Annotated in this window: 12 protein-coding genes; all 12 read left to right on the top strand. The window is 61.5% G+C overall.

Translation table 11 applies throughout. From position 1 onward, the window contains the following. Positions 1-47 precede the first annotated feature (47 nt). The 12 genes from EX00_RS15285 to EX00_RS15230 all read left to right on the top strand — a co-directional run bounded on the left by EX00_RS15285 (position 48) and on the right by EX00_RS15230 (position 13,636). On the top strand, positions 48-947 hold the full coding sequence (locus EX00_RS15285) for an ABC transporter permease (RefSeq protein WP_047459240.1): 900 nt from the start codon (positions 48-50) through the stop codon (positions 945-947). A gap of 2 nt (positions 948-949) precedes the next feature. Further along, positions 950-1,795, top strand: coding sequence for an ABC transporter permease (locus tag EX00_RS15280; RefSeq protein ID WP_007689401.1), 846 nt, complete (start codon positions 950-952; stop codon positions 1,793-1,795). Continuing rightward, positions 1,795-2,535, top strand: coding sequence for an SDR family NAD(P)-dependent oxidoreductase (locus EX00_RS15275; protein WP_047460375.1), 741 nt, complete (start codon positions 1,795-1,797; stop codon positions 2,533-2,535). Before EX00_RS15280 ends, EX00_RS15275 begins: the two co-directional genes overlap by 1 nt. 13 nt (positions 2,536-2,548) lie before the next feature. Continuing rightward, the gene (locus EX00_RS15270) at positions 2,549-3,316 is read left to right on the top strand and encodes an SDR family NAD(P)-dependent oxidoreductase (protein WP_047460373.1); all 768 of its coding nucleotides are present in this window, start codon (positions 2,549-2,551) and stop codon (positions 3,314-3,316) included. Between the two features lie 105 nt (positions 3,317-3,421). Beyond that, a complete protein-coding gene (locus EX00_RS15265) occupies positions 3,422-4,657 on the top strand; it encodes an ABC transporter substrate-binding protein (RefSeq protein WP_047459237.1) in 1,236 nt (411 codons plus the stop codon). Between the two features lie 86 nt (positions 4,658-4,743). Then, entirely contained in the window at positions 4,744-5,853 is a 1,110-nt protein-coding gene (locus EX00_RS15260) for an ABC transporter ATP-binding protein (protein WP_047459234.1), read from the top strand. Between the two features lie 29 nt (positions 5,854-5,882). Continuing rightward, entirely contained in the window at positions 5,883-6,764 is an 882-nt protein-coding gene (locus tag EX00_RS15255) for a polysaccharide deacetylase family protein (RefSeq protein WP_007689414.1), read from the top strand. Positions 6,765-6,799: 35 nt separating this feature from the next. Further along, the gene (locus EX00_RS15250; protein WP_047459228.1) at positions 6,800-7,132 is read left to right on the top strand and encodes a hypothetical protein; all 333 of its coding nucleotides are present in this window, start codon (positions 6,800-6,802) and stop codon (positions 7,130-7,132) included. Then, complete coding sequence (locus EX00_RS15245; protein ID WP_047459226.1) at positions 7,122-8,174, top strand: CobW family GTP-binding protein; 1,053 nt, start codon at positions 7,122-7,124, stop codon at positions 8,172-8,174. The genes EX00_RS15250 and EX00_RS15245 overlap by 11 nt, the downstream gene beginning before the upstream one ends. 16 nt (positions 8,175-8,190) lie before the next feature. Next, positions 8,191-9,411: an ABC transporter substrate-binding protein gene (locus tag EX00_RS15240; protein ID WP_047459224.1), complete on the top strand. Its 1,221-nt coding sequence runs from the start codon at positions 8,191-8,193 to the stop codon at positions 9,409-9,411. A gap of 13 nt (positions 9,412-9,424) precedes the next feature. Beyond that, the gene (locus EX00_RS15235) at positions 9,425-10,795 is read left to right on the top strand and encodes an amidase (RefSeq protein WP_047459222.1); all 1,371 of its coding nucleotides are present in this window, start codon (positions 9,425-9,427) and stop codon (positions 10,793-10,795) included. Positions 10,796-10,942: 147 nt separating this feature from the next. Further along, the gene (locus EX00_RS15230) at positions 10,943-13,636 is read left to right on the top strand and encodes a LuxR C-terminal-related transcriptional regulator (RefSeq protein WP_047459221.1); all 2,694 of its coding nucleotides are present in this window, start codon (positions 10,943-10,945) and stop codon (positions 13,634-13,636) included. The last annotated feature ends 72 nt before the right edge of the window (positions 13,637-13,708 follow it).

Raw genomic sequence — 13,708 nt, 5'->3', positions numbered from 1 at the left:
GCGCACTTCCTGCACCGACCCCACGGACCTGCCCAGGAGAACGAGAGATGACCATGGTCGCAACGAGCGAGGATGCCGTGCAGGAAACGACGGTCACGCGCCGTCCATCGAGAAAGGCCCTGTGGCTGCTGGCGCCGGGCGTGCTCTGGATGCTGCTCTTCCTGGTGCTGCCGCTCCTGATGATGGTCTACGTCTCCTTCTGGACCCAGACGACCTTCAAGATCGAGCCGACACTCACCCTGCAAAGCTGGATCACTTTTCTCACGAGCCCGACTTACCTCGGTGCGCTCTGGACGACCGTCCGCATTTGGCTTCTCGTCCTCTTGTCGACGCTCGTCGTCGGCTATCCGGCAGCGCTCTTCGTCGGCCTTCTCGTCAAGAACAAGACATTGCAGACCGTGCTGCTCGTGCTTTGCGTAATCCCGTTCTGGACGTCGTTCCTGATCCGCGTGCTCGCCTGGCGCCCGATGCTCGGCACGGAGGGCGCGATCAACATGATCCTGATGAACCTCGGCATCATCCATCAGCCCATCGAGGTGCTGCTGTTTTCCGAGCTGTCGGTGATCATCGGCATGACGCAGATCTATTGCGTCTTTATGGTCGGTCCGATCGCCTTCATGCTCGGCCGCATCGACGCCTCCGTCATCGAGGCGGCCCAGGATCTCGGCGCGGGCTTCTGGCGCATCTTCCGCACGATCATCTTGCCGCTTTCCCTGCCGGGTGTCGTCGTCGGCGCGATTTTCGTATCGGTCATGGTGCTCGGCGAGTTCGCCACCTCGGCGGCGCTGTCCGGCCGCAAGGTCAACCTGTTGGGCAATATCATCGTCACCCAGGTTGGCTCGTTGAAATGGGCCTTTGCGGCGGTGGCCGGCGTCGTGCTGACGATCATCATGGGGGCGGTCGTTGCCGTGCTTCTCAAGATCGTCGATCTGAGAAAGGAGCTCTGATCATGAACGCAAGCGGCATCAAGCTCGGCCTCGGCGTCTATACCACCCTCTTTCTCGTTTTTCTCTATGGACCGCTGGTGGTTCTGGCGATCCTGTCGTTCCAGACCGGCCCCGAGGGCGGCCCGCAATTCCCGATCATCGAATGGTCGACTTACTGGTACCGACATCTGTTCGGCCTGACGCCACCCTCGCGCATCGCGCCGCTGCCGATCGATCAGTCGCTGATCCGCTCTCTGGCCCTTGCGGTAATGACCATGATCGTCTCCACCGTGCTCGGTGTGACCTCCGCCCAGGCCTTCCGGCGCAAGTTCCGCGGTTCCGGCGTCGTCTTCTACCTGATCGTTCTCGGCATGATGGTTCCGGGCGTTCTGGTGGGGCTCGGCATGGCGCTGGTTGCCAATACATTTGGCATTGATCGGCATTGGTGGAGCACGGCATTCGTCCTCCATGTTGTTTACACCTTTCCCTTCGCCTTCCTGGTGATGTTGGCGATCTTCAACAGGTTCGATCCGAGCATGGAGGAGGCCTCCTGGTCGCTCGGCGTGACGCCGGCGCGGACATTCCGCAAGGTCACCTTTCCGCTGATTTTTCCCGGCGTGCTCTCGGCCATGCTGTTTGCCTTTACGCTCTCCTATGACGAGTTCTCGCGCACCTTGTTTGCCTCCGGCCGCGAATTGACGCTGCCGCTGGCGATCTATGGCACCTTCTCGGTCGAGGTTCATCCCAACGTCTTCGCCTTCGGCGTCCTGACGACCCTGTTTTCCTTCGCGCTGCTTGGCACCTACGCCACCCTCATGGGGCTGTCGGTTCGCCGGGCCCGGCGCATTCGCGTTCAGGAGGACGCATGATGACGAGAAAACCTTCAGCGATCGTAACGGGCGCGGGTTCCGGCATCGGCCGGGCGATCGCGCACAGGCTTGCCGCTGACGGCTATGGCGTGCTGGTGAATGATCTGTCGCTCGATCGCGCGCAGGCTGTTGCGAACGAAATCGGCAAGGCGGGCGGTTCGGCCACGGCTGCAGCCGGCGACGTTTCCCTGCCCGAGGATGTGGCCGCCATCCACGCGGCTGCGGTGGCGCGGCATGGCGCGGTCGATCTCCTCGTTAACAATGCCGGCATCGTGCACCAGGCATCCTTCGAAAATCTCGCGCTTGAGGATTTCGACCGCATGTTTGCCGTGCATGTGCGCGGCACGTTTTTGATGACCAAGGCGGTCCTGCCATTGATGCTCGAACGTGGCGAGGGGGGCATCATCAATGTCGCCTCCCAGCTCGGCCAGATCGGCGGCATCGAGCTGGTTCACTATTCCGGCGCCAAGGCGGCGATCATCGGCATGACCAAGGCGCTCGCCCGCGAGGTTTCCAGTCGCGGGGTGCGCGTCAACGCCGTCGCCCCCGGGCCGATCAACACGCCGCTGGTGCTTGGCCTTTCGGATGAATGGCGCGAACGCAAGAAGCGCGAGCTGCCGCTTGGCCGGTTCGGCGAACCGGAGGAGGTGGCCGCGACAGTTGCCTTTCTCGCCTCCCCCGCCGCCAGCCTTTTCGTCGGCCAGACGCTCGGGCCGAATTCCGGCGACGTGATGCTCTGAAAGGATGATGGATATGACAACGACTGAAAAACGCATCGTGATCGTCACTGGCGCCGGCATCGGGATCGGCCAGGCGACGGCGAAGGCTTTCGCGGCTCTTGGGGATCATGTCGTCGTGACGGATATCTTGAAGGCAGAAGGCGAAGAGACCGTCCGCGACATCGTCGCCTCCGGCGGGTCGGCCGAATTCCGGTTCTACGATGTCCGCTCGACCGAGGCCGCCAATGCGCTGGTCGCGGATCTGGAGGCGCGTTTCGGCAGGATCGATGTCATCGTCGCGAATGCGGGCATCGCCCATCGCACGCCGCTCGAAAACCTCAGCGACGATAAGTGGGATCTGACATTCGACATCGATCTGAAGGGCATCTTCCGGCTGGTGCGCGCCGCCGCAACCGGCATGAGACGCCGCAAATCGGGGAGCATCGTTGCGCTCTCCTCCATCATGGGCGTCGCCTACGGCTGGGATGAGCATGTGCATTATTCCGCCGCGAAATCGGGTGTCGTCGGGCTGGTGCGCGGACTGGCGGTGGAACTCGCCAAGGACGGCGTGCGGGTCAATGGCGTTGCGCCCGGCTATATCCGCACCGCGCAATTGCTCTCCGAAGAAAACTCGCTGGGTGCCGAAGGTGCCGAGAAGGTTCCGGAATTCATCCCCATGGGTCGGATCGGTGCTCCCGATGATATCGCCGACGTCATCGCATTCCTCGCGTCGAATAGCGCGAGATACATGACCGGCCAGGTTCTGGTCGTGGATGGCGGCCTCCTCGTGGGCCGTTACTGATCGCGGAGATCCCGGCGGCAACCTGCTGCCGGGCGGCTGGCGATACGACAATGAAAGAAGCCCACAGTGGCTTCAGGGAACAGCAAACAACACTGGAGAACAGAAATGTCCAAAATGGAAATGAATAGACGCTCTCTGTTGAAGCATTCCGCCGGCGTGATGGCGCTTGCCGCCATCGGCGGCGGGACGTCCCTGCTCTCGTCGCGCACCGCCTTCGCGCAGGCCGCCAATCTTGCTGGCGAGCAGCTGCGCACCATCGGCCTGTCGGTCACCGTACAGGAGCGCATCCTCGCCGACTTCCGCAAGGCAAGCGGCGTTGGCCAGACCTCCGGCACGGCGGCAACCTTTCCGGATGCGCAGACGAAGATCCTGTCTGGCTCCAAGGATTACGATTGCTGGGAGATTATCGCCGAGCGCCTGCCGTCGATCGTCATGACCAACAATGTCGAGCCTGTCCCGGCCGCCTCGCTGAAGAACTGGGCCAATATCCGCGACACCTTCACCAAGCCCTCCGACAAGTGGGGCGCCAAGCAGCAGATTGTCGGCCAGATCTGGGCCGATGACGCCCAGACCACACTGAACATGGTTCCGGCGGTCTATAACTACGACTCCATCGGCTACAATCCCGATGTCCTCAGCGCCGAGGAAGCCAATAGCTGGGCCGCACTCTTTGATCCCAAATGGAAGGGCAAGTCGGGCCTCAACACCGATCCGCTGATCGCCTTCGGCCAGGCCATCATGGCGATGAACACGCTCGGTCTCCTGAGCGTGAAGAACCCCGGCAATCCGAGCACGGCGGAAATCGACGAAGCCGCGAAATTCCTCGTCTCCAAGAAAAAGGACGGTCAGTTCCGCGCCCTTTGGGGTGATTTCGGCGAGCTCGTCAACCTGATGGCCTCCGGCGAAATGGTCGTTTGCGACGCCTGGCAGCCGGCCGTCATGGCCGTCAAGGCGCAGGGCAAGCCTTGCAAATATGCCGTACCGAAGGAAGGTTATCGTGGCTGGGCAATCGGCCCGTCGATGATCGCCGGCACGACCAACAAGGAGGCCGTGATCGCCTATGCCGATTATTGGCTGTCCGGCGAGCCGGGCATCACCGTCTCCGAGCAGGGCTACTATTCTCCGTCCACCAACATCAAGAACGTCATGGCGCCGGATAAATACGCCTTCTGGTACGAGGGCAAGCCCTGGGTTGGTGCGGCGGAGCGCGGCATCAAGGAAGGCGACCTGCGCGACGGCGGCTCGCTGGAAGAACGCGCCAAGAACGTCGCTTACTGGCACCAGTGGCCGGACGAATACGACCATCTCGTCCAGAAGTGGGACGAGTTCCTGAACGCCTGACGCAATGCCGGAGCGGCTCGCCGCTCCGCACCTGAAACGCGAGGAGACCGGCTGGCGGTCTTCTCGCCCGCGCCTGGAGAATGGTTATGATTTACGACCTGGAACTCATCAATGTCGGCAAGGTCTACGACAACGGCACGCCGGCCGTCGCCGATTTCAATCTGACGGTCACCAAGGGCGAATTCATCGCCTTCCTTGGCCCGTCCGGCTGCGGCAAGACGACGACGCTGCGTATGATCGCCGGCTTCGAGACGATTTCCTCCGGCGACATGATGATCAAAGGCGAGCGGATGAACGATGTCCGGCCGCAGAACCGCCCGACGTCGATGATCTTCCAGAACTATGCGCTCTTTCCGCACATGACCGTTCGCCGCAATGTCGGTTACGGCCTTGAGGTCAAGGGTATCGCGAAGGCCGAGCGCGATGCCCGCGTTGACCGGATTCTGGCGACGCTTGGGCTGGAGGATATCGCGGAGCGCAAGCCGGACAGGCTTTCGGGCGGCCAGCGCCAACGCATCGCGCTTGCGCGCGGTCTGGTGGTTGAGCCCGACGTTCTTCTGCTGGACGAGCCGCTCGGAGCTCTCGACGCCAATTTGCGCAAGGCGATCCAGAACGAATTGAAGCTGCTGCAAAAGAGGCTCGGTGTGACCTTCGTCTTCGTTACCCATGCCCAATCCGAGGCGCTGGCGCTCTCCGACCGGATCGTGGTGATGAACCAGGGCCGGGTCGAACAGATCAGCCCGCCGCATCAACTCTATACGCGGCCGAACACGCCGTTCGTGGCGAAATTCATCGGCCGTAACACGATTTTTCACGGCGAGGTGGCCGGCAGCGAAGGGGACAACACCGTCGTTGCCACGCCGCTTGGCCTATTGTCGGGCCGCCCGAATGGTGCGGTTGCCGGTAAGGGGAAGGTCGATATCGTCATCCCGTCCGAGGCAATCGAGGTGCATGCGAGCGAGGGCGCGGACCGCCAGCGCATCGCCAGCGCCTTCGGCGGCAATGTCGTCGGTGCCCGCATCGAACGTTTCGACGTCGTCGGCCATATCTCGCACCTGACCGCCAGTCTTCCCGACGGGCGTTCGCTCGCGCTGGAGGCGCATGTCGACAAATACAGGCCCGGCGCCTTTGCGGTCGGTGCCGGCGTATTGCTTGCCTGGAACCCGGCGGAAGCCACCGTCATTCCCGCTTACTAGAACCATAGAAACCCAAGGAGGTACTTCCCATGGCGAAAGAAATTCTCTGCAGTTTTGGCGTCGATGTCGATGCCGTGGCCGGATGGCTCGGCTCCTACGGCGGCGAGGATTCGCCCGACGATATTTCCCGCGGCCTCTTTGCCGGCGAAGTCGGCAGCCCGCGCCTGGTCAAGCTGTTCGAGCGCTTCGGCATCAAGACGACCTGGTTCATTCCCGGCCACTCGATCGAGACCTTTCCCGAGCAGATGCAGGCCGTGGCGGATGCGGGCCATGAAATCGGCATCCACGGCTACAGCCATGAAAATCCGATCGCGATGACACGCGAGCAGGAGACCGAGATCCTCGATAAGTGCATCGAGCTTGTCACCAAGCTTTCCGGCAAGCGCCCGACCGGCTATGTCGCGCCCTGGTGGGAGTTCTCCAACGTCACCAACGAGCTGTTGCTCGAGCGCGGCATCAAATACGACCACTCGCTGATGCATAAGGACTTCACCCCTTATTATGTGCGGGTCGGCGACAGCTGGACGAAGATCGACTATTCGAAGAAGCCGTCCGACTGGATGGTACCGTTGAAGCGCGGACAGGAGACCGATCTGATCGAGATTCCTGCCTCCTGGTATCTCGATGATCTGCCGCCGATGATGTTCATCAAGAAAGCCCCGAACAGCCATGGCTTCGTCAATCCGCACGATATCGAGCAGATGTGGCGCGATCAGTTCGACTGGGTCTATCGCGAGATGGACTATGCTGTCTTCCCGATCACCATCCATCCCGACGTTGCCGGTCGCCCGCAGGTGCTGATGATGCTCGAGCGGCTCTATGCCCATATGATCAAGCATCCGGGCGTGAAGTTCGTTACCATGAACGAAATCGCCGACGACTTCGCCGCGCGCTTCCCGCGCAAGAAGTAACAAGCGGTAAGGCCTGTGAGGAGGTAGACACCATCATGTGCTCGCTCTGCGGTGTTCTCGGCGGCAATGAACACTGGACCGACGCCGCGGCGCGGCCGGGGGTGTTTACGCGCAATGACAGCCGTCTCGACCGGCGGCGGGAGCGGGCCAACCGCGTCGCCGCCGCCAATCGCATGCTTTCGGCCTTCGGCCTTGTTCTGTCGGATTGGCAGGGTGCCTCGTTCGTTCTCTCCACGAAAACCGGCAAGAGCGAGATCGTCGAGGATCTGGGGCACCTCTGGCCGGCGGCCGAGCGGCTCATCGGCCGCCCCTGCGATCCGCTCGATCCCGGCCTGATCGCCCGCATGGAGGTCAGCCGTGACGGATGACGAGCCCGGCTTCGTGACCGTCAATCTCCTCACCGGCTTTCTCGGATCGGGAAAGACGACCTTGCTCAGGCGGCTGCTGGCGGAGGAAGCCTTTGCCGATGCTGCCGTGCTGATCAACGAATTCGGAGAGATCGGCCTCGATCATCACCTGATCGAGCGGATCGATGACGAGATTGTGCTGCTGCGCTCCGGATGCGTGTGCTGCACCGTTCGCGGCGAGCTCGCAGACGCACTCAAGGATCTCTATTCCAAGCGTGAGCGGGGGCTGGTCCCGCCGTTTCGGCGTGTCATCATCGAGAGCACCGGGCTGGCGGATCCCTTTCCGGTCCTCTCGACCATCAAGGCGGACCCGATCCTCCGGCATCATTTCCGACCCGGAAGCGTCGTGACTGCGGTGGATGCCGTCAACGGGCAGCGTCAGCTCGATACCTATATCGAATCCAACCGGCAGGCGGCGATTGCCGACCGGCTTGTGATCACCAAGACCGATCTCGCCACCGATAGCGAGAGATACGCGCTGGAAAGCCGCCTGCGGCGCATCAACCCCGACGCGCTCCTCGTCTGCGCTGGGGATGACGATCTGGATTTGTCCTCGCTGTTGCAGGACGCCGCCACGATGCGTGGCGATCATGTCCAGTCGCCGAGTGGCTTTTATTGCGAGGAACCGGTCTGGCTCACCAATGCCGACGGCGCGCCGCATCGCGCCGCGATCTCCTCCGTCACGATGACGGTGGACCGCGCTATCGACTGGACTGCATTCGGCATATGGCTGACCATGCTGCTCAATCGCCATGGCGAGCGGGTCCTGCGGGTCAAGGGTATTCTCAATCTCATGGGCGAGGAACGGCCGGTTGCCATTCATGGCGTGCAGCACCTTGTCCATACGCCCGTTCATATGGAAGCCTGGCCGTCTGACGATAGAAGCTCCCGCCTGGTCTTCATTCTGGATGGCCTCGACGGAGAAGTGTTGAAACGGTCCTTCGAGGCTTTTACGCTGGCGGACGCGGACGTTAGGCCACCTCTGGCCATCCCGGCGGAATAGGATAAGTCATTCCTTCATGAACAAGCATCAGTCTCCGGCAAAGGCCACTTCCGCACCTGCGCTGCATCTGGCCGGCCGGCCGAAACTGCGCATCCTTGGGACAGCCATTTCCCTGCTCGAAGAGCTGCGCATCCGGGCTCAGGACGATCTCGGCATCGAAGTGTCGTTCGATAACAATGATTTCCTCACCACTCAGTACAAGGCGGCGAGGGAGCCCGAGACCTATGACATCTACGATCAGTGCTTCCACAATCTCGATATCGTCTGGCATTGGCGCGCGATCCAGCCGGTCGACACGAAGCGCATTACCTTGTGGGATGAGATCAACGACCTGACCAAGACCGGTCACATCGGTCCCAACCCGCGACTGGGGCTCGGCGATGTGCCGGCGCGCAAGCTGTATGTGCAGCCGAACCTGGCGCTCGGCGATACGCCCTCACGTTTCATCTCCATGCTGCCAACGACGCATAATTTCGACAGCTTCGCCTACCGAACCGATCTCGTGGACAATGCCGTGGCCATGCATTCCTGGGGCGCCCTTTTCGATGAACGATGGGCGGGCCGGGTCGCTCTGGTGGACGAACCGGCCATCGGCATCTTTGATGCCGCATTGGCCGCACAGGCCGCCGGCCTCATGTCCTTCGACGATATTGGCAACATGTCGATCGCGGAGATCGACCGGTTGATCGACCTGTTGGAAGAGCGGAAGAAGGCGGGCTTCTTCCGTGGCTTCTGGCAGACAGCGGAGGATGCGGCTCGCCTGATGATGGCGGGGGACACCGCAGTTCAAAGCATGTGGTCGCCGGGTATCGGCATATTGAATTCCAAGGGTGTTCCGGTCGAACAGGCGGTGCCGGCGGAGGGCTATCGCGCCTGGCACGGCGGCCTGTGCCTTTCGAAGAGCCTGAGCGGGCGCCTGCTTGATATCGCCTACGACTATCTGAACTGGTGGCTATCCGGCTGGCCGGGAGCGGTGGTTGCCCGTCAGGGCTATTATATCTCCACCCCGCAGCGCTCCCGCCAGTTCATGACGCCGTCGGAATGGGATTACTGGTATGAGGGCCTTGCCGCCGCCGAAGATCTGCCCGGGCCGGACGGCCTGACGCGGATAAAGGCGGGCTCGGTCAGGAGCGGCGGATCCTATTGGCAGCGCGCCAATTGCATCGCGGTCTGGAATACCACTATGGATGAGCATAATTATCTCGTCCGCCGATGGATGCAGCTCGTCGGTCGATAAGGAGAAGAGGGTCATGGTATATTCACATCTGGGCAAATCGATCGCGCAGCTATCCGTTCTGATGCAATCGGGAGCGCTCGATCCCGTGGCGCTTACCGAGGAGAGCCTGGACGCGATCCGGTCCCATAAGGATCAGGCCATCTTTATCAGCCTGCTTGAGGAGCGGGCGCGCCAGGAGGCTGCTTCCGCCTCGAAGCGGCTACGGGAGGGTCGGTCGCGCGGGCTTCTCGACGGTATTCCCATCGCCTGGAAAGATCTCTTCGCCATCCGCGGGCTGTCAACGACGGCGGGGTCAACCGTTCTTGCCCGGGAAGCGCCCGCAAGCGAGGATGCCGATGTCGTCCAGGCCCTGGCAGAGGCTGGCATGGTCAGTGTCGGCCGGGTCAATATGAGCGAGTTTGCCTTTTCCGGTCTCGGCCTCAATCCGCATTACGGCACGCCGCTCAATCCGGTATCCACGGATGTCGAGCGGGTGCCTGGCGGATCTTCCTCGGGTTCGGCCGTCGCCGTCGCCGCCGGTCTCGTGTCGGTCTCGATCGGAACGGACACGGGTGGGTCGGTGCGCATTCCAGCCGCCTTCAATGGTCTGGTTGGGTACAAGGCAAGCCGTGGCCGCTACAGCATGGCCGGTGTTTTTCCCTTGGCGACCAGTCTCGATTCGCTTGGTCCTCTTTGCCGCAGCGTTCAGGATGCCATCTGGGTCGATGCGGCGATGCGGCGCCTCACGGCACCGGAAATCGTTCGCGCCAGCCTGAAGGATATTTCGCTGGTCGTGCCCGACACCGTCGTCATGGACGATGTCGAGGACGGCGTCCGTCAGGCTTTCGACGCTGCCATAGAGAGATTGCAGCAGGCCGGAGTGCGGGTGCGCCGGGCGGCATTTCCGACCTTCAGCGGTGTCTTTGACCTGATGGCGAAGCATGGTCCGATGGTGACAGCCGAGGCTTACGCACTCCACTATTATCGGCTTTCCGGCCCTGATGCCGCAGCCATGGATCGCCGCGTGGTGGCCCGTACATCGCTGGGCGAGAAGATCGGCCTGGTCGACTATATCGCGCTGTTGAATGGGCGTGAACGGCTGATCGAGGCGTTTGCGACAACCATGGCGCCGAACGAGTTCATCGCCCATCCGACGGTTGCCCATGTGGCGCCACCGCTTGCGCCATTGCGCGATGACGACGATCTTTTCGTCAAGACGAATGGCAAGACCCTGCGCAACACGCTGATCGGCAATTTCCTTGATTGTTGCGGTGTATCCCTGCCTTGCGGCACAGCTGATGGTGGTATGCCGGTCGGCTTCTTGCTGTCGGCCAAGAGGGGGCAGGATGAACAGCTGTTGGCGGCAGCTTTGGCCGCCGAGCAAGTTGTCCTTCCCAGGGCGTAATCCGGCGAGCGACAAAGTGCTGTTGTTTCCTCTCACGGGATGGAAGAGGAGAGCAACAGTCCACACTTTAATGCGTAAATCTATTAAACTTGTCGCTTTTTCGGCTTCCCAACTTGCAAACTTGCTGTGCCGCCGCAATCATGAGGAATGATCATCAATCAAACTCGTTTTCAACCGCCGAGTGCCGGCAATGAGCATGTCAGGCGCCGCAATCTGTTGGCGCTGCTGCAACGTGCGGGGCTAAGGCGGCTAACCACGATCGTCGCCCCGGCGGGATATGGCAAGACGTCGCTTGCCGCGCAGTGGTACGAGTTGCTTAGAACACAGCGCGGTCAGGCGGTTTGGATTCCCCTCGATCCCGAAGACAGTGACCAGAGCCGTTTCCTTTTGGCCTTGCTGGAATCGCTTCAGAAACTGCTTCCAGACGAAAGGAAGGGGTCGGATGCCAACAGCATGCCGGTTGCGTCGCTTCTCTCGGTGCTTGTCACGCGGCTGCGTCGCATAGAGGAGCCGATCGTCCTCTTCCTCGACGACTACCACTTTGCCCAGAACGACGCCACCGAATCACTGATGGCAAAGCTGCTGGCGGCGGCCGATCTCGGACATGTGAAGTTTGTGCTGATTTCGCGCAGCCCGCCTCGGTTTCCGACCTCCGCCTTGCGGCTCAACAGCGAGCTGAAACAGATTGGAGTTGCTGATCTCAGCTTCACCGATACCGAAGCTCAGGAGTTTTTCGGTAGCCGGGCAAAGAAGCTGACGAGCGAGCAGATCAGCGAACTCAACCAGCGCACGGAAGGCTGGGCGGTGGCGCTGCAGATGGTTCGGGTTCTGGTCAATGACAATATGGACAGCAGTGCCATCCTTTCGTCGTTCGATGGCAGCAATGCCGAGATGGGCCGTTACCTCTCGGAGCAGGTGTTCTCCAGCCTGCCGGAGGACATCCGGCAATTTCTGACTGAAAGTGCGGCTCTCCCCGCCGTCAGTCGGGCGCTCATCGGCGCTGTATCGGGCCAAGACAATGCGGTGGCGCTATTCAACCGGCTCGGCGACTACGCCCTGCCAATCGCTGTTCTTGATGGGCAGGGAACCTGGATCCGATACCATCCGGTGTTCAACAGCTACCTCAAGGAGGAGGCGGAGCGTGTTGGCATCGATACGAAACAGATATTGCGAAAAGCGGCGCATTGGTTCGAGGCCGGCGGCGACTGCGATGCGGCGGTACGCCATGCGCTCCTGGCGGATGATGCGAGGCTGGCGGCCGAGATTATTGAAAGAGCCGGCGGATGGCGCCGTGTCTACGCGACGACACGCGGCGGCACCGCGCTGTTCCAGACGCTGATCGCCAAGGCGGCCGGCATCAACCTGGCGGATTTCCCCTTGACGACGTTGGGGTTGGCAGTGATCAACGCCAAGGCGGGCCAGCTCGATGCCGCCAACCACTATCTGGCACTTGCCGAGCGCGCCGCGGTCCCAATGGGCGAAAAAATGGCGCAGGACCTGCGCGTCGTTCGCGTGCTCATGTCGCTCTATACGGATAGATGGGCGACTGCCGCGGATCTCTCCGCGCTCGAGGCCGATCTGTCTCAGGACAGCGACATGGAGCCGATCCATCGAGCGCTGGCGCTCAACATGCTGTCTTATAATTTTCTGATCCGCACGGATCTCGAGCGCGCATTGCATTACGGCCAGCTTTCCATACGGTCCTTCCGTGATGCGGGTGCGGATTTCGGCGCCATGCATCTCTACACGCATATCGGACAGGCCGCATTCTTCAGTGGCGATAGTGCCAGTGCCGCCGACGCCTACCGAAGTCTCATCGCTGAAGCGCAGGCCAATATCGGCAAGGGCTGCGATCTCGACGCCATCAGCCAGGTGTTGCAGAGCGAGCTGCTTTCGATGAGTGGCGATCGTCAGGCCGCGGCCTCCGTGCTCGCCTGGGCACTGCCACATCTGGAGCGACATGACGCCTGGTTCGACCTTCTCGCCGCCGGCATTATGGCGCAACAGCGCATCTTGCGGCTGAACGGCGAGATCATGGCGGCTCATGCGGCGATCGATAATGCACGCGCCGCCGCCAAGCGACGTGGCTTCGATCGCCTGGTTCGGTTGATCGACGGTGAACGAACAGCACTTCTTCTTGCCTCCGGCGATATCGACGAGGCAATGCGTTACGCTGAAGTCAGCGGCTTCAGTGCCCAGAGCATCGATTCCGACAGCGCCAACGATTTTGCTGTCAATCTGCGCGGCAACGTACCCGCTTTATTGTGGACGCGGATCTATCTCGCGCAAGGCGAGATTGCCCGCGCGCGCGCGGCTTTCCATCGCCTGATCATGCATCAGACGCAGAAGCTGCATGTACCGCGGCGTATCGAGTTGGGCTTCCTCGATATCCGCCTGCTGCTCGCCGAAGGCGACGAGGCCACGGCCGCGGTCAGGCTTTCCGAGATGATGCTATCGTTGCCGGTGGTGGATTACCGGGCCATTCTGCTGGTCGAAGGGCCGGAATTCGGCAATTCCTTACGTCTGTTGGCGACTGCCCAAGGCGTACCCGACGTCGTGATGCAGCGATTGGAGTGTTTACAGGATGTCGTGGCGACAACAGGTGCTGAAGACAGTGGCCTGCTCTCTACACCCGCCTTCGCAACTGGTGGATTGACCGACCGCGAGCGCAGTGTCATCCGGCTGCTGAGCGCCGGCCTCAGCAACAAGGAAATCGGTCGCAAGCTCGACCTTAGCAACAACACCGTCAAGTTCCACCTGCGCAACATCTACGCGAAGCTGAATGTTACGACTCGAACGGCTGCCGTTACCATAGCGCGCGATACCGGTATCCTTCTCTGACCAAACCCCACCCGAACGGGTAGGGTCGGCAAACCTTGCCCACCCTTCTGACAGGCTACCTGCCCCCAGGGA

The organism is Martinezella rhizogenes (assembly GCF_000799715.1).
Classification (GTDB): domain Bacteria; phylum Pseudomonadota; class Alphaproteobacteria; order Rhizobiales; family Rhizobiaceae; genus Rhizobium; species Rhizobium rhizogenes_C.
Note: the sequence above shows the minus strand (reverse complement) of the source record. Positions and strands in the feature narration are given on the sequence as shown.

Bases quoted from the DNA above. Each gene is read 5' to 3' on its own strand.
- EX00_RS15235 (WP_047459222.1), top strand. From the start codon at position 9,425: ATGGTATATTCACATCTGGGCAAATCGATCGCGCAGCTATCCGTTCTG.
- EX00_RS15285 (WP_047459240.1), top strand. From the start codon at position 48: ATGACCATGGTCGCAACGAGCGAGGATGCCGTGCAGGAAACGACGGTC.
- EX00_RS15265 (WP_047459237.1), top strand. From the start codon at position 3,422: ATGTCCAAAATGGAAATGAATAGACGCTCTCTGTTGAAGCATTCCGCC.
- EX00_RS15260 (WP_047459234.1), top strand. From the start codon at position 4,744: ATGATTTACGACCTGGAACTCATCAATGTCGGCAAGGTCTACGACAAC.
- EX00_RS15270 (WP_047460373.1), top strand. From the start codon at position 2,549: ATGACAACGACTGAAAAACGCATCGTGATCGTCACTGGCGCCGGCATC.
- EX00_RS15230 (WP_047459221.1), top strand. From the start codon at position 10,943: ATGATCATCAATCAAACTCGTTTTCAACCGCCGAGTGCCGGCAATGAG.
- EX00_RS15250 (WP_047459228.1), top strand. From the start codon at position 6,800: ATGTGCTCGCTCTGCGGTGTTCTCGGCGGCAATGAACACTGGACCGAC.
- EX00_RS15280 (WP_007689401.1), top strand. From the start codon at position 950: ATGAACGCAAGCGGCATCAAGCTCGGCCTCGGCGTCTATACCACCCTC.
- EX00_RS15275 (WP_047460375.1), top strand. From the start codon at position 1,795: ATGACGAGAAAACCTTCAGCGATCGTAACGGGCGCGGGTTCCGGCATC.
- EX00_RS15240 (WP_047459224.1), top strand. From the start codon at position 8,191: ATGAACAAGCATCAGTCTCCGGCAAAGGCCACTTCCGCACCTGCGCTG.
- EX00_RS15255 (WP_007689414.1), top strand. From the start codon at position 5,883: ATGGCGAAAGAAATTCTCTGCAGTTTTGGCGTCGATGTCGATGCCGTG.